25 protein-coding genes are annotated in these 22,133 nt (G+C 71.5%); 17 read left to right on the top strand and 8 right to left on the bottom strand.

Annotated features, from left to right (window positions below):
* Nucleotides 1-13 precede the first annotated feature (13 nt).
* Together QMG86_RS21625 and QMG86_RS21620 are read right to left on the bottom strand one after the other, a co-directional pair.
* Nucleotides 14-496, bottom strand: a complete 483-nt coding sequence (locus tag QMG86_RS21625; protein ID WP_281874495.1) for a TerB family tellurite resistance protein — start codon at nt 494-496, stop codon at nt 14-16.
* A 114-nt stretch (nt 497-610) separates the two neighbouring features.
* Nucleotides 611-949, bottom strand: coding sequence for an ArsR/SmtB family transcription factor (locus tag QMG86_RS21620; protein WP_281874494.1), 339 nt, complete (start codon nt 947-949; stop codon nt 611-613).
* 103 nt (nt 950-1,052) lie between these two features.
* On the opposite strand from QMG86_RS21620, the gene QMG86_RS21615 reads away from it, so the two are divergent.
* From QMG86_RS21615 to hisH, 9 genes are all read left to right on the top strand, one after another.
* Nucleotides 1,053-2,270 carry an MFS transporter gene (locus QMG86_RS21615; RefSeq protein ID WP_281874492.1) on the top strand — a complete coding sequence of 406 codons (1,218 nt, stop codon included), beginning with the start codon at nt 1,053-1,055 and terminating at the stop codon, nt 2,268-2,270.
* Between the two features lie 143 nt (nt 2,271-2,413).
* Nucleotides 2,414-3,289 carry an alpha/beta hydrolase family protein gene (locus QMG86_RS21610; RefSeq protein WP_281874491.1) on the top strand — a complete coding sequence of 292 codons (876 nt, stop codon included), beginning with the start codon at nt 2,414-2,416 and terminating at the stop codon, nt 3,287-3,289.
* Nucleotides 3,290-3,353: 64 nt separating this feature from the next.
* Nucleotides 3,354-4,220 (top strand): arylamine N-acetyltransferase family protein, encoded by an 867-nt coding sequence (locus QMG86_RS21605; protein WP_281874489.1) that lies wholly within the window; start codon nt 3,354-3,356, stop codon nt 4,218-4,220.
* A gap of 36 nt (nt 4,221-4,256) precedes the next feature.
* Entirely contained in the window at nt 4,257-6,008 is a 1,752-nt protein-coding gene (locus QMG86_RS21600) for a penicillin-binding transpeptidase domain-containing protein (RefSeq protein ID WP_281874487.1), read from the top strand.
* Nucleotides 6,009-6,107: 99 nt separating this feature from the next.
* A complete protein-coding gene (locus QMG86_RS21595; RefSeq protein ID WP_281874485.1) occupies nt 6,108-7,739 on the top strand; it encodes a serine/threonine-protein kinase in 1,632 nt (543 codons plus the stop codon).
* 232 nt (nt 7,740-7,971) lie between these two features.
* Nucleotides 7,972-9,309 carry a histidinol dehydrogenase gene (gene hisD / locus QMG86_RS21590; protein ID WP_281874484.1) on the top strand — a complete coding sequence of 446 codons (1,338 nt, stop codon included), beginning with the start codon at nt 7,972-7,974 and terminating at the stop codon, nt 9,307-9,309.
* A complete protein-coding gene (locus QMG86_RS21585) occupies nt 9,306-10,439 on the top strand; it encodes a histidinol-phosphate transaminase (RefSeq protein ID WP_281874482.1) in 1,134 nt (377 codons plus the stop codon). Before hisD ends, QMG86_RS21585 begins: the two co-directional genes overlap by 4 nt.
* A 45-nt stretch (nt 10,440-10,484) precedes the next feature.
* Entirely contained in the window at nt 10,485-11,099 is a 615-nt protein-coding gene (hisB, locus tag QMG86_RS21580) for an imidazoleglycerol-phosphate dehydratase HisB (RefSeq protein WP_281874481.1), read from the top strand.
* Nucleotides 11,096-11,731, top strand: coding sequence for an imidazole glycerol phosphate synthase subunit HisH (gene hisH / locus QMG86_RS21575; RefSeq protein WP_281874479.1), 636 nt, complete (start codon nt 11,096-11,098; stop codon nt 11,729-11,731). Before hisB ends, hisH begins: the two co-directional genes overlap by 4 nt.
* A gap of 39 nt (nt 11,732-11,770) precedes the next feature.
* On the opposite strand, the gene QMG86_RS21570 is transcribed toward hisH, so the two are convergent.
* Entirely contained in the window at nt 11,771-12,232 is a 462-nt protein-coding gene (locus QMG86_RS21570) for an Rv1363c family protein (RefSeq protein WP_281874477.1), read from the bottom strand.
* 241 nt (nt 12,233-12,473) lie between these two features.
* The gene (locus tag QMG86_RS21565; RefSeq protein WP_281874475.1) at nt 12,474-12,992 is read right to left on the bottom strand and encodes a nuclear transport factor 2 family protein; all 519 of its coding nucleotides are present in this window, start codon (nt 12,990-12,992) and stop codon (nt 12,474-12,476) included.
* Nucleotides 12,993-13,089: 97 nt separating this feature from the next.
* Between QMG86_RS21565 and QMG86_RS21560 the strand changes: the two genes are divergently transcribed.
* The 6 genes from QMG86_RS21560 (at nt 13,090) to hisI (ending at nt 17,329) form a co-directional block, all read left to right on the top strand.
* Complete coding sequence (locus QMG86_RS21560) at nt 13,090-13,551, top strand: MarR family winged helix-turn-helix transcriptional regulator (RefSeq protein ID WP_281874474.1); 462 nt, start codon at nt 13,090-13,092, stop codon at nt 13,549-13,551.
* 63 nt (nt 13,552-13,614) lie between these two features.
* A complete protein-coding gene (gene priA, locus QMG86_RS21555; protein WP_063022395.1) occupies nt 13,615-14,346 on the top strand; it encodes a bifunctional 1-(5-phosphoribosyl)-5-((5-phosphoribosylamino)methylideneamino)imidazole-4-carboxamide isomerase/phosphoribosylanthranilate isomerase PriA in 732 nt (243 codons plus the stop codon).
* Nucleotides 14,343-15,158 (top strand): inositol monophosphatase family protein, encoded by an 816-nt coding sequence (locus tag QMG86_RS21550; RefSeq protein ID WP_281874473.1) that lies wholly within the window; start codon nt 14,343-14,345, stop codon nt 15,156-15,158. Before priA ends, QMG86_RS21550 begins: the two co-directional genes overlap by 4 nt.
* Before the next feature lie 4 nt (nt 15,159-15,162).
* Entirely contained in the window at nt 15,163-15,936 is a 774-nt protein-coding gene (gene hisF / locus QMG86_RS21545) for an imidazole glycerol phosphate synthase subunit HisF (RefSeq protein WP_281874471.1), read from the top strand.
* A gap of 59 nt (nt 15,937-15,995) precedes the next feature.
* Nucleotides 15,996-16,940, top strand: coding sequence for a TIGR03564 family F420-dependent LLM class oxidoreductase (locus tag QMG86_RS21540; RefSeq protein ID WP_281874470.1), 945 nt, complete (start codon nt 15,996-15,998; stop codon nt 16,938-16,940).
* Between the two features lie 41 nt (nt 16,941-16,981).
* Nucleotides 16,982-17,329 carry a phosphoribosyl-AMP cyclohydrolase gene (hisI, locus tag QMG86_RS21535; protein ID WP_281874469.1) on the top strand — a complete coding sequence of 116 codons (348 nt, stop codon included), beginning with the start codon at nt 16,982-16,984 and terminating at the stop codon, nt 17,327-17,329.
* A gap of 12 nt (nt 17,330-17,341) precedes the next feature.
* On the opposite strand, the gene QMG86_RS21530 is transcribed toward hisI, so the two are convergent.
* The 4 genes from QMG86_RS21530 to QMG86_RS21515 all read right to left on the bottom strand — a co-directional run bounded on the left by QMG86_RS21530 (nt 17,342) and on the right by QMG86_RS21515 (nt 19,507).
* Nucleotides 17,342-17,791, bottom strand: coding sequence for a MarR family winged helix-turn-helix transcriptional regulator (locus QMG86_RS21530; RefSeq protein ID WP_281881061.1), 450 nt, complete (start codon nt 17,789-17,791; stop codon nt 17,342-17,344).
* Between the two features lie 201 nt (nt 17,792-17,992).
* Nucleotides 17,993-18,547: a permease gene (locus tag QMG86_RS21525; protein ID WP_281874467.1), complete on the bottom strand. Its 555-nt coding sequence runs from the start codon at nt 18,545-18,547 to the stop codon at nt 17,993-17,995.
* A 50-nt stretch (nt 18,548-18,597) separates the two neighbouring features.
* Nucleotides 18,598-19,053 carry a peroxiredoxin gene (locus QMG86_RS21520; RefSeq protein WP_281874465.1) on the bottom strand — a complete coding sequence of 152 codons (456 nt, stop codon included), beginning with the start codon at nt 19,051-19,053 and terminating at the stop codon, nt 18,598-18,600.
* 142 nt (nt 19,054-19,195) lie between these two features.
* Entirely contained in the window at nt 19,196-19,507 is a 312-nt protein-coding gene (locus QMG86_RS21515; RefSeq protein WP_281874464.1) for a hypothetical protein, read from the bottom strand.
* Between the two features lie 188 nt (nt 19,508-19,695).
* On the opposite strand from QMG86_RS21515, the gene QMG86_RS21510 reads away from it, so the two are divergent.
* Nucleotides 19,696-21,255, top strand: a complete 1,560-nt coding sequence (locus QMG86_RS21510; protein WP_281874462.1) for an anthranilate synthase component I — start codon at nt 19,696-19,698, stop codon at nt 21,253-21,255.
* Nucleotides 21,252-22,052 (top strand): TIGR02234 family membrane protein, encoded by an 801-nt coding sequence (locus QMG86_RS21505; protein ID WP_281874460.1) that lies wholly within the window; start codon nt 21,252-21,254, stop codon nt 22,050-22,052. The genes QMG86_RS21510 and QMG86_RS21505 overlap by 4 nt, the downstream gene beginning before the upstream one ends.
* The last annotated feature ends 81 nt before the right edge of the window (nt 22,053-22,133 follow it).

The raw sequence follows: 22,133 nt of genomic DNA, 5'->3' as shown, positions 1-22,133 counted from the left end.
TTCGGATCGTGGTTCAGAGGCCGAAGCGCTCGGGGGCCAGGCGCAGCGCCCGGCAGGCGTCGCGCAGCGCGTCCGTCGCGGCCGGGCCGCAGGCGCCCGCGCCGCTGCCGATCAGGATGCCGGTGCGGATCACCGCGTCCGCCTCGGCCGGCCGGGCTCCCGCTTTGGCGATCTGCCGCAGCACGTGCGCGCAACCGAGGACCGGATCGTTCGCCAGCCGATTGCAGTTGTCCTCGAACAGGGCGCGCAAGTCGTCCACCGGGAAATTGCGCAGGACCGGGTCCGTCGTGACCAGTTCGGCGACGAGGGCGTGGTCCCTCGCCGCGGTGGCGCCGTCGGCCACGGCCACCAGCGCGCACAAGGCGACGGCGGCGTCCCGGAAATTCGCCCCGCGCAATGCGTTCCGTTGGGCGAGTAGCTGCGCTCGCCAGACCGCGGTGGTCTCGGCCGTGTGGATCAGGGTCGCGTCGGGGATGCGGCGGGGTGCGAAGGTCATGGCTGACTCCATGAGAGGACGTCCGAACGCGCGGACCCGTGCCATCCGGACTCGGAATGAATACCCGGACCGTAACAGGGCTCGAACGCCGCGGCCTGCCCCCAAAAATCGGGATCAGTTCTCCGGTTCCCAGGCGCGGACCAGGTCGAGCAGGCCGGGGAAGCGCGCTTCCAGATCGTCGACGCGGACCTGGCTGCGGCGTTCCAATCCGTAGCGCCGCTGCCGGGTGACGCCCGCCTCGCGCAGCACCCGGAAATGGTGCGTCAGCGTGGATTTGGGGCGATCGATGCCGAACCAGGAGCAGGGCCGGTCGGTCTCCGGGGAGTCCAGCAGGAGACGGCGGACCATGGTCAGGCGCAGGGGATCGCTGAGCGCGGCGAGGACGTGGTCGAGCCGCAGATCGGCGCGGTCCGGCTCGGGCAGCGTCGTGCTCGTCTCCGTGGCCGCAGGCATCGCGTCTCCTTCCGTTCTCCCCCTTGTACGAGTTATATCGTACTAGGTGTTAAGTTCGACTACTGTCGTACCAGTACGAGAAAAGTCGAACCAAGGAGGGATGATGGCATCGACGGTGACGGAGCCGCACGCGAAAGACGGCCGGGCAGGCGGCTATCCGGTGTGGCGAGCGGCGTGGCCGGTGTTCGCGGTGTTCGTGTTGTCGAACGCGCCGACCCCGCTGTATGTGGTGTGGCAGCGGGAGATCGGGTTCTCCTCCGGCACGCTGACCGCGGTGTTCGCTTGCTACATCGCCGGTTTGCTGGCGGCGCTGCTGGTCGCCGGTGTGGTGTCGGACCGGGTGGGGCGCAAGCCGGTGCTGCTGCCCGCGGTGGTGGCGGCCACGGCGGCCTGCGTGCTGTTCGCCGTCGCGCAGTCGGTCCTGCTCTTGGCGCTCGCGCGGCTGCTCACCGGCCTGGCGGTGGGCGCGGCGGTGTCGGCGGGAATGGCGGCGGTCACGGATGTGGGCGGTCCCGAGCGCAAACGCGTCGCCGCGCTGGCCGCCTCGACCGCGATGGTGCTCGGAGCCGGTAGCGGGCCATTGCTGGCCGGTGTCCTGTCCGAAACGCTGCCCGGCCCCACGGTGACGGTGTTCCTCGTCGAGATTGCCGTGCTCGCCACGGCGTTCGCGGTCGTGGTCCGGCTGCCTTTGCCCGCCGGGTCCGGAGAACGCGGCCCGTGGATCCGGATCCCGTCGGTCGCGCCGGACGGCCGGACCGCCGTGCTGCTCGGGATCGCGGTGTTCGGCCCGGGCATCACCGCGACGTCGTTCGTGCTGTCGCTGGGGCCGTCGGTGCTGGCGCATCTGCTGGGCGCCGCCGACCGCGTGCTCGCCGGGGCGGTGGCGTTCGCCATGTTCCTGGCCGCGACCGGAATCCAATTTCTGGCACGACGGTTCGGTGTGCGCGTCATTCTGCTCGGCGGTGCGGTCGCGACCGTGACGAGCATGGCGGCGCTGGTGGGGTCGCTGGTCGCGGCCTCGCTTCCGCTGTTCGTCGCGGCGGCCGTGCTCGCCGGGGCCGGTCAAGGCCTCGGCCAGTTCGGGGGCCTGACGGCGATCAGCGCGAGCGTGCCGGGCGAGCGGCTGGCCGAGGCGAACGCCGCGCAGAACGTGGGCGGGTATCTCCCGGCCGCGGTGCTGCCGCTGACCGCCGGTCTCCTCGGCGACGCCTACGGGTTGAGCGCCGGGGTGACCGCGTTCGGCGCGGTCGTGGGGATCGCCGCGGCAGCGGGCGGGGCGCTCGTCGTGACGCGCCTGCGACGGGGTGTTCCGAGACGCTGACGACGTGACATCATCCGAGGATGCGACGGGCATATCCGGTACTCGTACTGTGCTGCGCGCTGGCCGGCGTGCTCGTGACAATTCCTGTCGCCCCACATGTTTCGGCGGAGCCGGCCTGCACGCCGGGGGTCGTGGTGCGCCCGGTGTCGCTGCCCGTGGACGGCGAGGAGGCGACCGGGCGGGTGTACGAGCCCTACCGGTGCGCCGCGGATGACGTGACTCCGCGGGCGCTCGTGGTCGCGGTGCACGGGCACGGCGGGTCGTCGGCGGACTTCGCCGCGTATCTCGAGTCGATCGCGCGGCGCACCGCGACGCCGATCCTGGCGATGGACCTGCGCTCCGCGCAGAGCACGTGGCGCACCGGAGACTGGAATCTGTGGGCGGGCTGGCGCGACGTCGTCGCCGCGACCGCGTGGTATCAGCAGACCCACGGCTCGATCACCCGCACGGTGCTGTGGGGCTGGAGTCAGGGCGGCATCACCAGCGGCCTCGCGGCGGCGCACGGGCCGCGCGGGATGTTCGACTACTGGGTGGACAACTACGGTCCCGCCGATGATTTCACCATGTGGCTGGGCGCGGCGGTGGTGGATCCGGCACTGCCCGCCCAGATCGAGCGCGACGCGGGTGGTTGCCCGCCTGCCGCCTGTCCGCTCGCCTACGCCGAACGCTCACCCGCCCTGCTGGCCGCCCGGATGGACCTGCGGCGCGCGTTCCTCGTGCACGGCACCGCCGACGACGTGGTGCCCTACGCCACCAGCCTCGAGATGCGCGCCGGGCTCGCCGCCGCGGGCAAGCCCACCTCCCTGTACACCGTCCTCACCGGGCGCGACCTGGAGGGACGGGTGGCCCCGGGCGACCACAGCGTCGGCCCGGCCTTCTTCGAGGGCGGCTGCGTCGTCGAGCGGCTGCTGCTCGGCACGGAACCGGTCGACGGCCCCGACCGCGACTACCTGGTGGACGTCGCGCACGGCGTCGTCACCGCACCGCCCGCTCCCGCGGGCGCGAAGTGCGCGGCGTGAGGCGGGAACACGATCGTGTCTGCGCGCGGTTGACGGAGAAGACCGACGACGAAGCGAGGACGCGATGAGCAAGCCGGAAGACCCGGCCTACCACTGGGACGGACCGGAACTGGACCTGGACGCCTATCTGGCCCGGATCGGTTTCGACGGTGAGCGTGCCCCCACCGTCCAGACGCTGCACGAGCTGGTACGGGCGCACACCACGGCGATCCCGTTCGAGAACCTCGAGATCATCCTCGGCCGGTCGATACCCCTCGACCTGGCGAGCTTGCAAGACAAGATCGTGCACCGCCGCCGCGGCGGCTACTGCTACGAGAACGTCGGACTGTTCGCGGCCGCGCTGGAACGACTCGGTTTCGGCGTCACCGGGCTCAGCGGCCGGGTGAGCATGGGCGCGGGCGCGGGATTGCGCCCCGCCACCCACGCGCTGCTGCGCGTGACGACCGCCGCAGACGACCGAGTCTGGCTGTGCGACGTCGGCTTCGGCGCCGGACCGCTCGCGCCGTTCGAGTTGTCTTCGGAGACCGGAGAATTCGCGGCGGGCGAGTGGAAGTTCCGGCTGGAGCGCACCCGCGGGGAGCTGGATTCCGAGCTGTGGGTGCTGCACCAATACGGCCGCGACGGGTGGATCGACCGGCACAGTTTCACGCTGAATCCGCAGTACCGCATCGACTACGCCGTCGGCAACCACTTCGTGTCGACCTCGCCCCGCTCCCCGTTCACCACCCGGCCTTACGTGCAGCGCTTCCACCCGGACGTGCACCATGTGCTGGACGGCACCACCTTCGTCACCGAGTACCCCGACGGCACGAGCGATACGCGCGAACTGGAACCCGCCGACCTGCCCAAGATCCTCGCCGAAGTCTTCGACATCGACCTGTCCGACGGCGACGCCGCCGCCCTGGCGCAGGCCCGGTGGTCGCGCGACTGAACTCGCGGCCCGCCGCGGCCCGCTAGGGTCGTCGGCGTGCGTACCAACCGGAACTCTCTCGTCCTGTTCACCGCACCGGTGCTCGTGCTCGCCGCCTGCTCGTCCGGACCGGACCAGCCCGACACCGTGGCCGGGCAGTTCGCCGAAGCGCTGAACAGCGACGACATCGCCGCGGCGGCCGCGCTCACCGACAACCCCGCGGCGGCCTCCGACACCCTCGGCGCGCTGTACGAGGGGCTCGGCAAGGACGTCCGCTTCGAGGTCCGCTCGGTCGGCGACAACGGTTTCGCGTTGGCCGCCACCTGGAAGCTGGGTGACGACGGCAAGTCCGAGTGGACCTACACCACCGACGGCACCGCCCACGACGACGGGAACGGGTGGCGGGTGAAGTGGGATCCCGCCACGGTCGCCCCCGGGCTTGCCGCGGGACCGTTGAGCTACAGCAGGGTCTATCCGGCGCCGGCCCGCATCCTCGACGCCGCGGGCGGCGAACTGATGACCGAGCAGATCGTCACGCTGGTGAACATCGCTCCCAGTGCCGACCTCCCCGCGGTCGCGGATCTGCTCGGCCCGCTCGCGCCCGGCCTCTCCGCGCAGTCGCTGCAGGCGGAACTGGCCGCCGCGCAAGGAAAGCCGGTCACCGCGATCACCCTTCGCGAGACGGACCTCGCCCCGATCCGGGATCGCCTGAGCGCGCTGCCCGGGGTCACCCTCGCGCCGCAGACCCGGCTGCTGACCACCGACAAGGCGCTGGCCGCGCCGACCCTGTCCGGACTGGCCGAGCTGTGGCAGCAGTCCGCCGACGCGCACGCCGGGTGGGCGGTGCGGGCCCAGACGCCGCAGGGCACCGAGCGCGTCGCCGGGACCGATCCCACGCCCACCGCGGACATCGCGACCACGCTCGATCTCGGCGTGCAGCGCGCGGCCGAGGCGGCGCTCGCCCCGGTCGCCCAGCCCGCCGCGATCGTCGCCCTGCGACCGTCCACCGGCGAGGTCGTCGCGGTCGCGCAGAACGCCCCGGCCGACGCGCAGGGGCCGATCGCGCTGACCGGGCTCTACCCGCCGGGTTCGACGTTCAAGACGGTGACCGTCTCCGCCGCGTTGCAGGCGGGAAGCGTGACACCCGATACCGTGCTGCCCTGCCCCGGCACCGCGAACATCGAGGGCCGCCGCATCCCCAACGACAACAACTTCGATCTCGGCTCGGTGCCGCTGCACACCGCGTTCGCCCGGTCCTGCAACACCACGATGGGCTCCCTCGCCGTGCGACTGCCCGCCGACGCGCTGACGAAAGCGGCCGCACAACTCGGGCTCGGCATCGATTACGTCACACCGGGCCTGACCACGGTCACCGGAAAAGTTCCGGCGGCGGGCACCTCCGCGCAGCGAGTGGAGTCGGCGATCGGTCAAGGGCAGGTGACAGCGTCGCCATTCGGGATGGCCCTGGTCGCCGCGTCCATCGCCCGCGGCGCCGTGCCCGCTCCCACGCTCGTCGCCGGCAAGCCCGGCACCCCCGACCGGACTCCGGACGCACTGCCGCCGCAGGTAGACGACCAGCTGAAAGCCATGATGCGCGAGACCGTCACCGACGGCACCGCGACGCAATTGCGCGATCTTCCCGGGCTGCTCGGCAAAACCGGTACCGCGGAGTACATCGATGACAAGCACGCGCACGGCTGGTTCGTCGGCATCGACGGCGACCTGGCGTTTTCGGTGTTCATCAGCGACGCGGGCAGCTCCGCCCCCGCGGTGGAGGCCGCGGGGCGGATGCTGCGCGCCCGCGAATAGTCCGTTTCGGGCGATTTGGGGCCGCGCGATGCCCCGGCTGACGCGTGCGAGCATTCCGGCGCCCGCTACACTCATCCCCGGACCGCGTGAGTAATCAATATGCGGGATGTCACGATTTCGAGAAGGTTCGGAGTAGGCGCCATCGATACCGGTCAGTTGATCGCGGAGCATTACCGCCTGGTCGAGCGGATTGGTAGCGGCGGCACGGGCGTGGTCTGGCGTGCCGTCGACGAACGCCTCCAGCGCTCCGTGGCCGTCAAGCAGATCCACATCCAACCGAGCCTGCCCGAGGCCGAACGCGACGTGGTCCGCCAGCGCGCGATCCGGGAGGCCCGCAACGCCGCCCGCTTCCAGCATCCGAACGCGATCGTCGTGTTCGACATCACCGAGCACGAGGGCGACCCCTGCCTGGTGATGGAGTACCTGAAGTCCAAGAGTCTCGCCGCCGTGATCGCCGCCCAGGGCACCCTGCCGCTGACCCAGGTCGCGCGGATCGGCGAGCAGGTCGCCTCGGCGCTGATCGCCGCTCACCAGGCGGGCATCGTGCACCGCGACGTGAAACCGGGCAACATCCTGCTCGACGATCACGGAACGGTGAAGATCACCGACTTCGGCATCTCCCGCGCCACCGGCGACGTCACCCTGACCGAAACCGGACTGATCTGCGGCACCGCCGCCTACCTCGCGCCCGAGGTCGCCCGCGGCTCCGACCCCAGCCCCGCCTCCGACGTGTTCGCGCTGGGCGCCACGCTGTTCCACGCGCTCGAGGGTGAGCCGCCCTACGGCGCGGGCTCCAACCCGCTCGCGGTGCTCTACGCCGCCGCCAACGGTCAGCTGAGCGAACCGCGCAACGCCGGGCCCGCCACGGATTTCCTGCTCGACCTGCTCAGCCCCGAGCCGCGCGAGCGCCCGAGCATGCGGGCCGCGCGCGACCACCTCGCCGCGTTCGCCGACGCCGGTCCGGCCCCGGTGGCCGCCGGGTTCGTGCCCGCCAGCGAGGCCTTCACCCGGCCGAGAGCGGGCCAGCCGGAATCGGCGACCCGCGAGCTGCGGCCCTCGGCGATGGCCTCGGCGCCCTACACGCCGACCGAGCGCCAGCCGCGTCCCCGCCCCGCGCCCGCGCCGCCGGTGCAGCCGGACACCGCGTCGCATCCGCGCACCATGGCGCAGCCGCGTCCGGTGCCGCGGCAGGGGTCGTCGGGCAAGCGCCGCGCGGTGCTGATCGGCGCGCTGATCGGAGCGATCGTGGTGGCGGGAGCCTTCATGGTGAACCTGCTGAGCTCATCGGGCTCGAACACCAATGCGGCGCAGGGAAATTCCTCGTCGGTGGTCGCGTCGACGCGACCGGGCGGCAACACGACGTCGGCCGCGGCGCCGGTGGGGGAGACGAAGAGCGTCGGCAAGGCCGACCCGCGGCAGTCCATCGATCAAGTGGTGGACTTCTACAACAATCTGACGTACTCGAGCTTCTCCGCCGCGTGGAAACAGCTGACCCCGGCCGCCCAGCAGGTCTACGGCAGTCAGCAGGCGTTCGAGACCTACTGGACGCAGAACCGGGTCACGGGCTTCAACACCGTCGACGCGGCCGGTGGCGGGTCCGGCACCAATGCGGACGGTTCGGTGGACGTCAACGTGGCCAGCGTGACCTACGGCGGCCGGAACAAATCGGTGACGCTCCGGTTGGTCAACCCCGGCAACGGGTCCTCGCTCATCGACAGCGACACCCGCTGACGGGGCGTGCAGGTTCCGCAGCTTCATCGGAAACAGCTCGCAGTAGGTCGGACGAGAGCGACGCCACACTTCGGCGCACACCGGGCACGTCTCCGGCGGCCGGACCTGCGCACACCGGCCCGGCGCGGCCCGGCCGCCCCGACCACGCGGATAACGGCTGGCGGCGGCCCATTAGGCTGGTAGCGGCAACTTTCCTGTTGCGGAATCAGCTGGAGACAAGGACCGACACCACATGACATCCCGCATCGAGCTCGCCCGCGTCGATCTGCGCGGTCGTACTCCCTCCGTCGCCGAGCTGCGCGCCGCGCTGCCGCGCGGGGGAGTCGACGTGGACTCGGTGCTGCATCAGGTGCGTCCGGTGGTCGAGGCGATCCGCGATCGGGGCGTGTCGGCGGCGCTGGAGTTCAGCGAGCGCTTCGACGGGGTGATCCCGGCGACGGTGCGGGTGCCCGCGGCCGAGCTGGAGGCCGCCCTGGAGCGGCTGGACCCGGCGGTTCGCGCCGCGCTCGAGGAGTCCATCGCCCGGGCGCGCAAGGTGCACGCCGATCAGCGGCGCGCCGACAAGACCACCGAGGTGGTGCCCGGCGGCACCGTCACCGAGCGCTGGGTGCCCGTCGAGCGGGTCGGCCTGTACGTGCCGGGCGGCAACGCCGTCTACCCGTCCAGCGTGGTGATGAACGTGGTGCCCGCGCAGACGGCCGGCGTCGGGTCGCTGGTGGTGGCCTCGCCGCCGCAGGCGCGGTTCGGCGGGCTGCCGCACCCCACCATCCTGGCCGCCGCGCAGCTGCTCGGCGTCGACGAGGTGTGGGCGGTCGGCGGCGCCCAGGGCGTCGCGCTGCTGTCCTACGGCGGCCTGGACACCGACGGCGCGCAGCTGGAACCGGTCGATCTGGTCACCGGCCCGGGCAACATCTACGTCACCGCGGCCAAGCGGCTGTGCCGCGGCCTGGTCGGCATCGACGCCGAGGCGGGGCCCACCGAGATCGCCGTTCTCGCCGACGCGACCGCGGACCCGGTGCACGTCGCCGCCGACCTGATCAGCCAGGCCGAGCACGACGTGCTGGCCGCGAGCGTGCTGGTCACCGACAGCGAGCAGCTGGCCGACGCGGTGGACGCGGCGCTGACCGCGCAGCTGACCGTGGTCAAGCACGCCCACCGGGTGAGCGAGGCGCTGCGCGGCAAACAGTCCGGCACCGTCCTGGTCGACGACATCGAGCAGGGCCTGCGCGTGGTCAACGCCTACGCCGCCGAGCACCTGGAGATCCAGACCGCCGACGCGGCAGCGGTCGCGGCCAGGGTCCGCAGCGCGGGCGCGGTCTTCGTCGGCGCGTACGCGCCGGTCAGCCTGGGCGACTACTGCGCGGGCTCCAATCACGTGCTGCCCACCGCGGGCTGCGCGCGGCACTCCTCCGGCCTGAGCGTGCAGACCTTCCTGCGCGGCATCCACGTCGTGGAGTACACCGAAGCGGCCCTCGAGGACGTCGCGGGCCACGTGGTGGCGCTGGCGAACGCCGAGGACCTGCCCGCGCACGGCCAGGCGGTGCAGGCGCGTTTCGAGGCCCTGTCGTGACGCGCGCGGCGAGCGCGCCCGGCGCCGGCCTCACCCTGGACGACCTGCCGCTGCGGGAGAACCTGCGGGGCAAGAAGCCTTACGGCGCACCGCAATTGACGGTCCCCGTGCAGCTGAACACGAACGAGAACCCGCATCCGCCCAGCCGGGCGCTGATCGACGACGTCGCCGAGTCGATCCGCGCGGCCGCCGCGGACCTGCACCGTTATCCCGACCGCGACGCGGTCGCGCTGCGCACCGACCTGGCGCGGTACCTGACCGCGCAGACCGGCGTCGAGGTCGGCGCCGGCAACGTCTGGGCGGCCAACGGCTCCAACGAAATCTTGCAGCAGCTGTTGCAGGCATTCGGCGGGCCCGGCCGCAGCGCCTTGGGTTTCGTGCCCTCCTACTCGATGCACCCGATCATCTCCGAAGGCATCGACACCGAATGGATCGAAGCCGAGCGCAGCGCCGACTTCTCCCTCGACGTCGACCACGCGTTGGCCGCCATCGCCGAGCGCTCGCCCGACGTGGTGTTCGTGACCAGCCCGAACAACCCCACGGGGCACAGCATCCCGCCGGACGACCTGGCTCGCATCCTCGCGGCCGCGCCCGGCATCGTGGTGGTCGACGAGGCCTACGGCGAGTTCTCCGCGCAGCCCAGCGCCATCGGGCTGATCGACCGGTTCCCCGCGAAGCTGGTGGTCACCAGGACGATGAGCAAGGCCTTCGCGTTCGCGGGCGGGCGGCTCGGCTATCTGGTCGCCGCGCCCGCGGTGATCGACGCGATGCTGCTGGTGCGTTTGCCCTACCACCTGTCGGTGGTCACCCAGGCCGCCGCGCGCGCGGCCCTGCGGCACGCCGAGGAGACCCTCGGCAGCGTCGCCGAACTGGCCGCGCAGCGCGACCGGGTGGCGGCCGCACTGCGCGAACTCGGTTACGACGTGATTCCCAGCGACGCCAACTTCCTGCTGTTCGGCCGTTTCGCCGACGCCGCCGCCAGCTGGCAGCGCTACCTGGACCACGGCGTGCTGATCCGCGACGTCGGCCTCCCCGGCTATCTGCGCACCACCATCGGCCTCGCCGCCGAGAACGACGAACTGCTGCGGGTCAGCGCGGTGCTGGCGAGCACCGACCTGGCACCGCGATGAACCAGCGCCGAGCAACCTTCGGCGCCGATCCGATTGGACGTGAGCATGAGTAGGACCGCCCGGGTGGAGCGGGTCACCAAGGAATCCAGCATCGTCGTCGAGCTGGATCTGGACGGCACCGGCAAGACCGAGATCGCCACCGGCGTGCCGTTCTACGACCACATGCTGACCGCGCTGGGCGCGCACGCGAGCTTCGATCTGACGGTGCGCGCGGAGGGCGACATCGAGATCGAGGCGCATCACACGGTGGAGGACACCGCGATCGTGTTCGGGCAGGCGCTGGGCAAGGCGCTGGGCGACAAAGCGGGGATCCGCCGGTTCGGTGATGCCTACATCCCGATGGACGAGACGCTGGCCCACGCCGCCGTCGACGTGTCCGGCCGCCCCTACTGCGTGCACACCGGCGAGCCGGACCACTTGGTGCACACGGTGATTCCCGGTTCCGGTCCCGGCGCGCCGTACTCCACCGTGCTCAACCGCCACGTGTTCGAGTCGATCGCGCTCAACGCGCGCATCGCCCTGCACGTGCGGGTGCTCTACGGACGCGATCAGCACCACGTCACCGAGGCCGAATTCAAGGCGGTGGCGCGGGCGCTGCGGGCCGCGGTGGAACTCGACCCCCGGGTGAGCGGGGTCCCGTCGACGAAGGGGACGCTGTGAGCGCGAAATCGGTGGCTCTGCTCGACTACGGCTCCGGCAACCTGCACTCCGCCGAACGGGCGCTGGCCCGGGCGGGCGCGCAGGTCGAGGTGACCGCCGACCCGGAGGCCGTGCTGGCCGCCGACGGCCTGGTCGTCCCCGGTGTCGGCGCGTTCGCCGCGTGCATGGCGGGACTGCGCGGCGTGCGGGGCGAGCGCCTGATCGGTCAGCGGCTCGCGGGCGGCCGGCCGGTGCTCGGCATCTGCGTCGGCATGCAGATCCTGTTCGAGCGGGGCGTCGAATTCGGCGAGGAGACCGATGGGTGCGCCGAATGGCCCGGCACGGTGGAACGGCTGTCCGCGCCGGTGCTGCCGCACATGGGGTGGAACACCGTGTCCGCCCCGTCCGACAGCGTCCTGTTCGCGGGGCTGGACGCGGACACCCGCTTCTACTTCGTGCACTCCTATGCCGCGCAGACCTGGGATCTGCCGCCCAGCGAGCATTTCGCCTCGCCCAAACTGACGTGGTCCGAGCACGGGGTGCCGTTCCTGGCGGCGGTGGAGAACGGCGCGCTGTCGGCGACCCAGTTCCACCCGGAGAAATCCGGTGACGCGGGCGCCCACCTGCTGCGCAACTGGGTGAACTCGCTGTAGGGCCGGTCCCGCGCATCGGGCGCGGGACCGCCCGCCCGGTCAGTGCTTACGGACCTCGCTGACCAGCCAGCGTCCGTCGGCGTTGTCCACGGTCACGGTCATCGCCATGCGGCTGGTCTGCGGAAGACCGTCGGTTTCGTCGCTGGTCACCGTCCGCACCACGTCGACGTCCACCTCGGCCCGGCGGTCGTCGCCGGAGACGATGCGGCAGTCGGCCGAATTGGCCTCGGCGCGGATGTGCGCGGCCTCCGCGCTCGACTGGATGTTGGCGCGGAAGCTCTCGAACTCCGCCCGGAACTCTCCGGTGCTGAGGTCGAGCATCCGGCGGGCGTGCTCGCCGAACCGCGCGTAGTCGTAAGTCGCCGCGGCGTAACCGAATTCGCAGCCCGCCAGGCGTGCCTCCTCCGGCGGCGCGGCGGTGGCGGCGGGTGCGGCGACGAACGCCGCGGAGCAGGCGGCTGCCGAAAGCGACAGGGCGGCAGCCAGTGTGGATCGTGACATGCACTTCCTCGGTGCGAAGGGAAGCGGCGACCGGGGGTGATCGCCGAGCGGAGACGATACCGCCCGCGTCACCCGAATTCTGTTCGACGACCGCCATGCGCACACGCTCGCCGAGATCGAACGCGCGGCGACGGAGTTCCAGGTCGGTCAGGGTCTGGGGATCACCGCGGCCGCGGCGACGGCGGTGTGCGCGGTGCTCGCCGCCCTGGCCTGCTACCGCCGCGCGCTCGCCACGCGCTGATCACGGACGCGTGCCGGTGGACCAGATCGGGGTGGTCTCCACCCGGGACAGGCGCCAGCCTTCCGTGGTCCGGACCGCGTCGAAGCGATACACCTCGCCGAGGGTGTACCGCGGTTGTGGAATCGTCCCGTCGGTGGAGGCGGATGCGAAGGTGGCGATCAGGTTGGCCCGGACGTCGGCCGCATCGCCGCGCAGGTCGATTAGCACGTTGCCGATGACGTGCTGAATGCGCAGGTCGGCGCCGTGGTTCCGGCTCGCCTGCGCGATCAGCGCCGCGCGGCCCTCCGCCGTGCCGCCGGGCGTCTTTGCGGTCGCGTCGGGGGTGTAGATCGTCCGCAGGTCGTCGAAACGGCCCTCGTCCAAGGCGCGCCCGAGACGGTCGACCAAGTCGGTGATCTGCCTGCGGTCCAGCAGCTCGCGCACTTCGGCGGCCGGGGTCGCGGTGGTCGCGGCGCAGGCGGCGGTGAGCGCGGCCAGCGGCAGGGTCAGCAGGGGGAGAACGAGGCGGAGCGTGCGCATCGACATACCTTTCGGTAAAACGTTGGCGAGTCCAACGTTGGTAAGGCCAACGTAACAGATTGTGGGTAGCGCCAACAAGTTTTGGTACTGTGACCGCATGGACATCCCGCACGCGGGCGCCGCCGAACGGCTCCGGGCCCTGCCGACCAGGCTGGTCAATCAGGTCGCTCTCGTGGCGAACCGGGCCAGCGAGCGGGCGCTGGAGCCCACCGGCTCCCGTCGTCACCATTACGCGCTGCTGGCCACGCTCGCGGAATTCGGTCCGGCCAGTCAGGCCGAGCTGGGCAGGCGCACCCGCATCGACCGCAGCGACATCGTCGCCGCGGTGAACGACCTGGCCGAGCGGGGGTTCGTCGAGCGCAGCCCCGATCCCGCCGATCGCCGCCGCAACATCGTCACCCTCACCGCGGCAGGCGCCCGCCACCTGGACGACCTCGACGAGCGACTGACGGCCGCCCAGGACGAACTGCTCCCCGGCTTCTCCGAACGGGATCGGCACACCCTGGTCACGCTGCTCACCCGCATCCTGGACGCCCACGCGGCCGGTTCGCCGCGGTGATCGAGGTCGCATCCGCGCAGGCCCAGCGCCCGGACGCGGCCGGGTAACCACTAGGCTGCTCTCGTGAGTCTTGTGCTGCTACCCGCCGTCGATGTCGCCAACGGAGAGGCCGTGCGCCTCGTGCAAGGAGAAGCCGGGAGCGAGACCAGCTACGGCTCGCCGCGCGAGGCGGCCCTGGCGTGGCAGGAAGCCGGCGCGGAATGGGTGCACCTGGTCGATCTGGACGCGGCCTTCGGGCGCGGCTCGAACCGGGAACTGCTCGCGGGCGTCGTCGGCGAACTCGACGTCAAAGTGGAACTGTCCGGCGGCATCCGCGACGACGAGAGCCTCGAGGCCGCCCTGGCGACCGGCTGCGCCCGGGTCAACCTCGGCACCGCCGCGCTGGAGGACCCGGTCTGGTGCGCGAAGGCCATCGCCCGGCACGGCGAGCGCATCGCCGTCGGCCTGGACGTGCGCATCGTCGACGGCGAGCACCGGCTGCGCGGCCGCGGCTGGGTCAGCGACGGCGGCGACCTGTGGGAGGTGCTCGAGCGCCTGGAACGGGACGGCTGCTCGCGCTACGTGGTAACCGACGTGACCAAGGACGGCACGCTCACCGGCCCGAACCTGGACCTGCTGCGCGAGGTGTGCGCGGCCACCGACGCCCCGGTCATCGCCTCCGGCGGCGTCTCCACCATCGCGGACCTGGTCGCGATCGCCGAACTGGTGCCGGACGGCGTCGAAGGGTCGATCGTCGGCAAGGCGCTCTACGCGGGCCGGTTCACCCTGCCCGAGGCGCTGGCCGCGGTGAGATGACCCAGGAGCTGTCACGACTGCTCGCCGAGGCGAGCGAGGTCCTGGACTCGGTGCGCTCGCGGTTCGCCGAGGGCATCGGCGCGCCGAGCGCGGTCGAGAAGGGCCGCAACGATTTCGCCACGGAACTCGACCTGGAGCTGGAGCGCACCGTGTCCGCCGAGTTGCTGCGGCGCACCGGCATCGAGGTGCACGGCGAGGAATTCGGCGGACCGCAGCTCACCTCCGGCACCGCCTGGGTGCTGGACCCGATCGACGGCACGTTCAACTACTCCTCCGGTCATCCGCTGTCGGGCATGCTGCTCGCTTTGGTCCGCGACGGGGAACCGGTGCTGGGACTGACCTGGCTGCCGCTGCTCGGCCGCCGCTACGCCGCCATGGCGGGCGGTCCGGTGCTGCTGGACGGGCGGCCGCTGCCGCCGTTGCCGCGCGGCAGGCTCGCCGAGGCCATGATCGGTTTCGGCGCGTTCAACGTGGACTCGCACGGCCGCATCCCCGGACAGTTCCGCTTCGACCTGCTCGGCCCGCTGAGCAGGCTGTCCTCCCGGGTGCGCATGCACGGCTCGACCGGCATCGATCTGGCGTTCACCGCCTCCGGCGTGCTCGGCGGCGCGATCGTGTTCGGGCACCATCCCTGGGACAACGCGGCGGGCGTCGCCCTGGTGCGGGCGGCGGGCGGGGTGGTCACCGACCTGGTGGGCCGGCCGTGGACCATCACCTCCGGCTCCGTGCTCGCGGCCGCGCCCGGCGTGCACGAGGAACTGCTCGACATGATCTGCACGGTGGCCGACCCGGCGGCCGCGGAGAAAGGGTGAGGCAATGACGTTGGCCGTACGGGTGATCCCGTGTCTGGACGTCGACGCGGGACGCGTGGTCAAGGGCGTCAACTTCGAGAATCTGCGCGACGCGGGCGATCCGGTCGAACTGGCCGCCCTCTACGACGCGCAGGGCGCCGACGAGCTGACCTTCCTCGACGTGACCGCCTCCACCGGCGACCGCGGCACCATGATCGACGTGGTGACCCGCACCGCCGAGCAGATCTTCATCCCGCTCACCGTCGGTGGCGGGGTGCGCACGGTCGAGGACGTGGACCGCCTGCTGCGCGCGGGCGCGGACAAGGTCTCGGTGAACACCGCGGCGATCGCGCGGCCCGAGGTGCTGCGCGAGATGTCCGAGCGATTCGGCTCGCAGTGCATCGTGCTGTCGGTGGACGCGCGCACCGTGCCGGAAGGGCAGCCGGACACGCCTTCCGGCTGGGAGGTGACCACGCACGGCGGTAAACGCGGCACCGGCATCGATGCCGTGGAGTGGGCGGTGCGCGGGGCCGAGCTCGGAGTGGGCGAGATCCTGCTCAATTCGATGGACGCCGACGGCACCAAGGCCGGTTTCGACCTGCCGATGATTCGCGCGGTGCGGGCGGCGGTCACGGTGCCGGTGATCGCCAGCGGGGGCGCGGGCGCGGTCGAGCACTTCGCCCCGGCCGTGCACGCGGGCGCCGACGCGGTGCTCGCGGCCAGCGTCTTCCACTTCGGCGACCTCACCATCGGCCGAGTCAAGGAGTCGATGCGGGCGGAGAAGATCGTCATCCGGTAGCGATCGGCGGAAATCCGCCGCGCCGGAAGGCGGGTGGTCCCCGTGCGGTTGCATCGGGCATGACCATCGGAATCGTTCTGCCGCCGTCCGCCATCGACGCCACCGGCAACGCCGTGGACACGGCGGTGGCGCTGGGTGCGGCGGCGGCCGCCGCCGGAGTCTCGTCGGTGTGGTTGGGTCAGCGGCTGAGCTACGACGCCATCGCGCTGGCGGGAATCGTCGGCCGTGCCGTGCCCGGACTGACGGTCGGCACCTCCGCGGTGCCGATCACCGCCCGTCATCCGCTGCTGATCGCCAGTCAGGCGCAGACCGCGCAGGCGGCCACCGGAGGCCGGTTCACCCTCGGGCTCGGCCTCGGCGCGAGATTCCTCGCCGAACCGGTGTTCGGTGGATCCTTCGACCGGCCCATCACCCGGCTGCGCGAGTTCCTCACCGCGTTGCGCACCGTGCTGCACACCGGCACGGTGGATTTCCACGGCGAGACGCTCACCGCCGCGGCGCCGTTGCCCGCCGCGGTGGCCGGGGCGCGTCCGCCCGCGCCGATCCTGGTGGCTGCCATGGGCCCGCAGGCCCTGCGCGTCACCGGTGAGCTGGCCGACGGCACCCTGCCCTACCTGGTCGGCCCCAAGGCGCTGGAGGAGCACATCGTCGCACCCGTCACCGCGGCTGCCGAGCGGGCCGGTCGCCCCGCGCCGCGGATCACCGTCCTGGTCCCCGGCGTGGTCACCGCCGACGTCGACGCCGCCCGTGCGGCCGCCGCGGCCCAGACGGCGTTCTACGACGACATCCCGTCCTATGCCCGGGTGATCGAGCTGTCCGGCGCGTCCCGGGCGGCGGAGCTGGTGGTGATCGGTGACGAGGAACTGATCGCGGCCCGCGTCGCGGAGTACTTCGCGGCGGGCGCGACGGAGGTGGTGTTCGCGCAGACCGATCTGACCACCCCGGACGACCAGCGGCGCACCTGGGCGGTGCTGGGTGAACTCCAGCGTTCCCGCGTGGGCTGACCGCGCACGTCGGCCGCGGACGGCCCTGTTATAACGGTGCTATGAGTCTCGATCCCGCAATCTCCGCCCGTCTCAAGCGCAACGATGCCGGGCTGGTGTCGGCCGTCGCGCAGGAACGCGCCACCGGTGACGTGCTGATGGTCGCGTGGATGGACGACGAGGCGCTGGCGCGCACGCTGGAAACCCGCAAGGCGACGTACTATTCGCGCTCCAGGCAGCAGTACTGGGTCAAGGGGGAGACCTCCGGCCACACCCAGTACGTGCACGAAGTGCGGCTCGACTGCGACGGCGACACGATCCTGCTGGTGGTCGATCAAGAGGGCGCGGCCTGCCACACCGGCACGCACACCTGCTTCGATTCGGACGTGCTCCTGGCCGCGGGCTCCTGAACCGGCGGCAGGCTAGCCGCCGTTCGGGTGGTCGTCCCGACTGGCCGGGGCGAGTCCGCCGCGTTGGTCGAGCGTGTCGGCGAGCCGCTCGGCCAGCAGCTCGCCGAGGTCGGCGACCTGGGCTTTCTGCGCATCGTCCAAGCCGTCGAAGACCAAGTGACGCACCGCCTCCAAATATCCGGGGGCGGCTTCGACGACCTTCAGGTAGCCCTCGTCGGTGAGCACGGCGTGCACGCCGCGCCGCCCCGCCGTGGCGGAGCGCTGCGCCCACCCCATGCGCTCCAGCTTGGAGACCACGTGCGACAGCCGCGATAACGATGCATTTGCCTTGTGGGCGAGCTCACTCATCTGCAGTCGGTGGCCCGGTTCCTCCGACAACAGGGTCAGTACCCAGTACTCGAAATGCGTCACGCCGGACTCGCGCTGCAGCTGGGTATCCAGAGCCCCCGGCAGCCGCGTCATCAACGCCACGATCGCCCGCCACGCGCGTTGTTCGACCGGGTCGAGCCACTTCGTCACTGTGTGCCTTCTTTCAAGCCAAGTGACGTGGTCTTGTTCGTTGTCCTAGTGATTGTCGAAAAGCCTGTGCACAGTCACCCGCGACATCGAGTTTGCCACGACTTCGCTCGACCGTCATAAAGATGCTGCGTGGCGTGTTTTCACTCACACGTCCCGCGCCGGCGTGTCCTCGGTCTTCGGAGTAGCCGGGTGTGTGCGCCGCCACCTGCGCAGAAGCAACAGCGCGACGGCGAGGAGGAACAGCGCCGTCGCGATCACGGCGCCGGTGAGCGCGGCGCCCCGGAACGCGGGCGCGTCGACATCGAGGATCCGCTCGCCCGCGTGGGCGGCGCTGCTGTTGCCGAGCACGATGGTCAGCGTCATCAAGTTGGGGATCGCGAACAGGATCGCGACGATCGCGGCCGCCCCGGCCAGGAACTTGCCCGCCTTTCGCCGCCACACCAGCACGGCGAACAGGAGCAGGAAAAGTGCGACGACGGTGCAGAATCCGCCGAAGAACAGACCCCAGCCGATGCCCTTGGCGAAGCTTCCGTGCACCATCGACCCGACCCGCTGCGCCCACCAGCGCGGGATGAACGCGGACAGGATGACGTAGCAGACGACCAGGACCGCGACGAGGACGGCGCCGCCGATTATCCGTGTGCGCCAGACGGCTGCCGCTGGTTTGCGCTCGCCCGGCTGAACGTCGGTCGGAGTCATGGTTCCAGCCTAGGCCGCCCCGTCGGCGGAAACCGGCTGCGGCGCGCGGGCTACCGGCTACGCAGGTAGTTCAGGGCTTCGTCCGCATGCACGGCGGCGCGCAATTCGCCGGTGATGATCTTGCGGATGGTGCGGTCGGTATCGATGACGAACGTTTGCCGCTTCACCGGCGCGAGTTTGCCCAGCAGTCCGCGCTTCACCCCGAACTGCGCGGCGACCGCGCCGTCGGCGTCGGACAGCAAGGGATAGCCGAGGCGCTGCTTCTCGGCGAAGCCGGCCTGGGTGCCGACCTTGTCGGTGCTGATGCCGACGCAGGTGGCGCCGAGGGCGGCGAATTCGGCGGCGAGGTCACGGAAGTGGCAGGCCTCGGCCGTGCACACGGGCGTATTGGCCGCGGGATAGAAGAAGAGGACCAGTGGGCCGTCCGCCAGCAGCGCGCCGAGCGAACGGGGGGTGCCGGACTGATCGGGAAGCTCGAAATCGGGGGCGAGCTGTCCTTGCTGCATACCCGGGAACACTACCGGGCGCTTGGTCGAATCGTGGTGTCGCGTTCCCGAGGCGGGAACCTGTCGCTCGTGCCCGTCGATGCGCCGCCTGGGATGCGATCGCCGCGTCGGTGGGCGGGCACGAGCCGGGGTGCGCGGGCGGCTACGCGCCGATGAGCGCCGCCACCTCAGGATTCTTGATCGCCATCACATCGAGGATGCCGTGGGCGCGCAGGAACGGCCTCAGCTCTTTGATGCGGTCGCTGTGGACGGCGTACTCGTCGGGGAAACGGTTTTTGTCCAGGGACTCCAGTGCTTTGACGTAGGTGACGAAGGAGGCGAGCGCATTGCCGGGAGCGCCGTGATGGCGGACCGGATCGCTCGTGCCCGCCGTCCGTGGAGCGTGGCGGTGCGGGACGCTGTGGTTCGGGACGTGCCGAGGACCCTCGGGCGCTACCGATGGCGAGGGGTACATCAGTTGTCTCCTCTCGAGATGGATACCGCATGCGACGTGGAACGCCGCGAGTGTAGTGAGCGGCGCCACACCTCCGGCGGCCGCGTGGGAACCGGACGGTCGACCTGATTTGTCGGGTTTGTCGCCTCCGGCGTCGCGACATCGGCACCGCTCACCGGCCGCCCTGCCCGGCCTGGGATGATGAGTGCATGCCAGGCGCGTCCACTCCCACCACCACGACCCGCGAACAGTTCCATCAGCTGGCCGCGGAGCACCGGGTGGTCCCGGTGATCCGAAAGGTCTTGGCGGACTCCGAGACTCCGCTGTCGGCCTACCGCAAACTCGCGGCGGACCGGGCGGGCACGTTCCTGTTCGAGTCCGCGGAGAACGGCCGGTCGTGGTCGCGCTGGTCGTTCATCGGCGCCGGGAGCCCCTCGGCGCTGACCGTCGTGGACGGCGAGGCGGCCTGGCTGGGCAGCGTCCCGGCCGACGCGCCCTCCGGCGGTGACCCGCTGCTGGCCCTGCACGAGACGCTGGAGTTGCTGCGCACCGAGCGCCTGCCCGGGCTGCCGCCGCTGACCGGCGGCATGGTCGGATACCTCGGCTACGACGCGGTGCGCCGGATGGAGCGGTTGCCCAGCCTGGCGGTCGACGACTTGCACCTGCCGGAGATGGTGTTGCTGCTGGCCACCGACCTGGCCGCGTTCGACCATCACGAAGGGGCGATCACGCTGATCGCCAACGCGGTCAACTGGAACGGCACCGCCGAGCGGGTCGACGAGGCCTACGACGACGCGGTGGCCCGGCTGGACCGGATGACCGCCGCGCTCGGCGCGCCCGCGGATTCCACCGTGTCGGTGTTCGACCGGCCCGAGCCGCGGTACCGGCGCCGGCGCACCACCGAGGAGTTCGGCGCTGGCGTGCGCCGCCTGGTCAAGGAGATCGAGGCGGGCGAGGCGTTCCAGGTGGTGCTGTCGCAGCGTTTCGAGATGGACTACGACGGGGCGCCGATCGACCTGTACCGGATGCTGCGCGCGTCCAATCCGAGCCCGTACATGTATCTGCTGCACATCCCGGACGGCGCGGGCGGCACCGCGTTCTCCATCGTCGGCTCCAGCCCGGAAGCGCTGGTCACCGTGAAAGACGGTGTGGCGACGACCCATCCGATCGCGGGGACCCGCTGGCGCGGCGGCACCGAGGAGGAGGACCTGCTGCTGGAGAAGGGCCTGCTCGCCGACGAGAAGGAGAACGCCGAGCACCTCATGCTCGTCGACCTCGGCCGCAACGACCTGGGCCGGGTGTGCGAGCCGGGCAGCGTGCGGGTCACCGAGTACCGGCATATCGAGCGCTACAGCCATGTCATGCACCTGGTGTCGACGGTGTCGGGCCGGTTGGCGCCCGGCCGCATCGCGCTGGACGCGGTGCGCGCCTGCTTCCCGGCGGGCACGTTGTCCGGTGCGCCCAAGGTGCGCGCGATGGAATTGATCGAGGAGCTCGAGCCGACCCGGCGCGGCATCTACGGCGGCGTCGTCGGGTACCTGGATTTCGCCGGTGACGCCGATACCGCGATCGCCATCCGCACCGCGCTGCTGAAGGACGGCACAGCCTACGTGCAGGCGGGCGCGGGCGTCGTCGCGGACTCGGATCCGGAGTACGAGGACGTGGAATCGCGCAACAAGGCGATGGCGGTGCTGAAGGCGGTGGCGGCAGCCGAAACGGTGCGCGCCTACGGCGCGGAACCGGGTACGGCGGACGGCGGGTCGCTATGACGGCTGCCCATCCCGAAGACGAATCGGGCCGGGCGCGGGAACCGGTCCCGGAGGCGAACGCGCCGGCGGCGGAGAACTCCGCGACGCACGCGGAGGCGGGCGACGGAAACGAGCCGCGCCGCAACTACCCGGTGGCGCCGGTCGCGTTGCTCGCCGTCGCAGCCGCCGCGCTGTGGGCGTCGTCCCGGATGACCTGGGTGACTATCACCTCCTCGGACGGGCTCACCCAGCCCCGCACCGATCACCTCGACGGCGGTGTCTGGTTCGGCGCGCTCACCCCGCTGGCGCTGGTGCTGCTCGCGTCGATCGCGGCGGTGCTGGCCACGAAGGGCTGGTTGCGCCGCGTGGTCGGCGTGCTCATCGCGTTGGTCGCGGCGGTGGCCGCGGTACCCGCCTTCGCGCTGCTGACCCATTCCGGCAAGACGGCCGAACGTGCCGCGACGCTTGCCGAACTCCCGGCGCGCGCCCAGGTCGAGACGGCGACCACGTCGGCGTTCCCGGCCGTGCTCGCGCTGCTCGGCGCGATCGCCGCGTTCGGCGCGGGCGCGCTGCTGGCCCGCATGCCCGCCGAGTCGGCGCGGCTGTCCGGCAAGTACGACAACCCGGTGTTCCGGCGCGCCGCCGCCTCGGCGGAAGTCACGCAGCGGCGCGCGGACGACCCGTCCGCTCCGCAGCTGTCCGAGCGCGTGCTGTGGGACGCCCTGGACGCGGGCACGGACCCGACCGACGAACCCGCGGCCGGGCACGAACCGCCGGCGGACCCGGATCACGGCGAGGCGGGCCGACGTGGCCGCTGAGCTGTCCCCGCGCGGCGGGTGTGGCGGGTGCCACCTTGCGCGGAGCCCTTCCGCGTGGTTCAACCCGAGCCCCGGCGCATA

Source organism: Nocardia sputorum (assembly GCF_027924405.1).
GTDB classification, from domain to species: domain Bacteria; phylum Actinomycetota; class Actinomycetes; order Mycobacteriales; family Mycobacteriaceae; genus Nocardia; species Nocardia sputorum.
The sequence above is the reverse complement of the archived record's forward strand: the minus strand, read 5'-3'. Positions and strand labels throughout refer to the sequence as shown.

What these genes read in the sequence shown, in the direction of transcription:
- QMG86_RS21525 (WP_281874467.1), bottom strand. Translation starts at nt 18,547, where the DNA reads ATGACTCCGACCGACGTTCAGCCGGGCGAGCGCAAACCAGCGGCAGCC.
- QMG86_RS21510 (WP_281874462.1), top strand. Translation starts at nt 19,696, where the DNA reads ATGCCAGGCGCGTCCACTCCCACCACCACGACCCGCGAACAGTTCCAT.
- QMG86_RS21620 (WP_281874494.1), bottom strand. Translation starts at nt 949, where the DNA reads ATGCCTGCGGCCACGGAGACGAGCACGACGCTGCCCGAGCCGGACCGC.
- QMG86_RS21605 (WP_281874489.1), top strand. Translation starts at nt 3,354, where the DNA reads ATGAGCAAGCCGGAAGACCCGGCCTACCACTGGGACGGACCGGAACTG.
- QMG86_RS21520 (WP_281874465.1), bottom strand. Translation starts at nt 19,053, where the DNA reads ATGCAGCAAGGACAGCTCGCCCCCGATTTCGAGCTTCCCGATCAGTCC.
- QMG86_RS21625 (WP_281874495.1), bottom strand. Translation starts at nt 496, where the DNA reads ATGACCTTCGCACCCCGCCGCATCCCCGACGCGACCCTGATCCACACG.
- hisF (WP_281874471.1), top strand. Translation starts at nt 15,163, where the DNA reads ATGACGTTGGCCGTACGGGTGATCCCGTGTCTGGACGTCGACGCGGGA.
- QMG86_RS21540 (WP_281874470.1), top strand. Translation starts at nt 15,996, where the DNA reads ATGACCATCGGAATCGTTCTGCCGCCGTCCGCCATCGACGCCACCGGC.
- QMG86_RS21565 (WP_281874475.1), bottom strand. Translation starts at nt 12,992, where the DNA reads ATGCGCACGCTCCGCCTCGTTCTCCCCCTGCTGACCCTGCCGCTGGCC.
- hisD (WP_281874484.1), top strand. Translation starts at nt 7,972, where the DNA reads ATGACATCCCGCATCGAGCTCGCCCGCGTCGATCTGCGCGGTCGTACT.
- QMG86_RS21570 (WP_281874477.1), bottom strand. Translation starts at nt 12,232, where the DNA reads ATGTCACGATCCACACTGGCTGCCGCCCTGTCGCTTTCGGCAGCCGCC.
- QMG86_RS21615 (WP_281874492.1), top strand. Translation starts at nt 1,053, where the DNA reads ATGGCATCGACGGTGACGGAGCCGCACGCGAAAGACGGCCGGGCAGGC.
- hisB (WP_281874481.1), top strand. Translation starts at nt 10,485, where the DNA reads ATGAGTAGGACCGCCCGGGTGGAGCGGGTCACCAAGGAATCCAGCATC.
- QMG86_RS21530 (WP_281881061.1), bottom strand. Translation starts at nt 17,791, where the DNA reads ATGACGCGGCTGCCGGGGGCTCTGGATACCCAGCTGCAGCGCGAGTCC.
- QMG86_RS21550 (WP_281874473.1), top strand. Translation starts at nt 14,343, where the DNA reads ATGACCCAGGAGCTGTCACGACTGCTCGCCGAGGCGAGCGAGGTCCTG.
- QMG86_RS21505 (WP_281874460.1), top strand. Translation starts at nt 21,252, where the DNA reads ATGACGGCTGCCCATCCCGAAGACGAATCGGGCCGGGCGCGGGAACCG.
- hisI (WP_281874469.1), top strand. Translation starts at nt 16,982, where the DNA reads ATGAGTCTCGATCCCGCAATCTCCGCCCGTCTCAAGCGCAACGATGCC.
- QMG86_RS21595 (WP_281874485.1), top strand. Translation starts at nt 6,108, where the DNA reads ATGCGGGATGTCACGATTTCGAGAAGGTTCGGAGTAGGCGCCATCGAT.
- QMG86_RS21515 (WP_281874464.1), bottom strand. Translation starts at nt 19,507, where the DNA reads ATGTACCCCTCGCCATCGGTAGCGCCCGAGGGTCCTCGGCACGTCCCG.
- QMG86_RS21560 (WP_281874474.1), top strand. Translation starts at nt 13,090, where the DNA reads ATGGACATCCCGCACGCGGGCGCCGCCGAACGGCTCCGGGCCCTGCCG.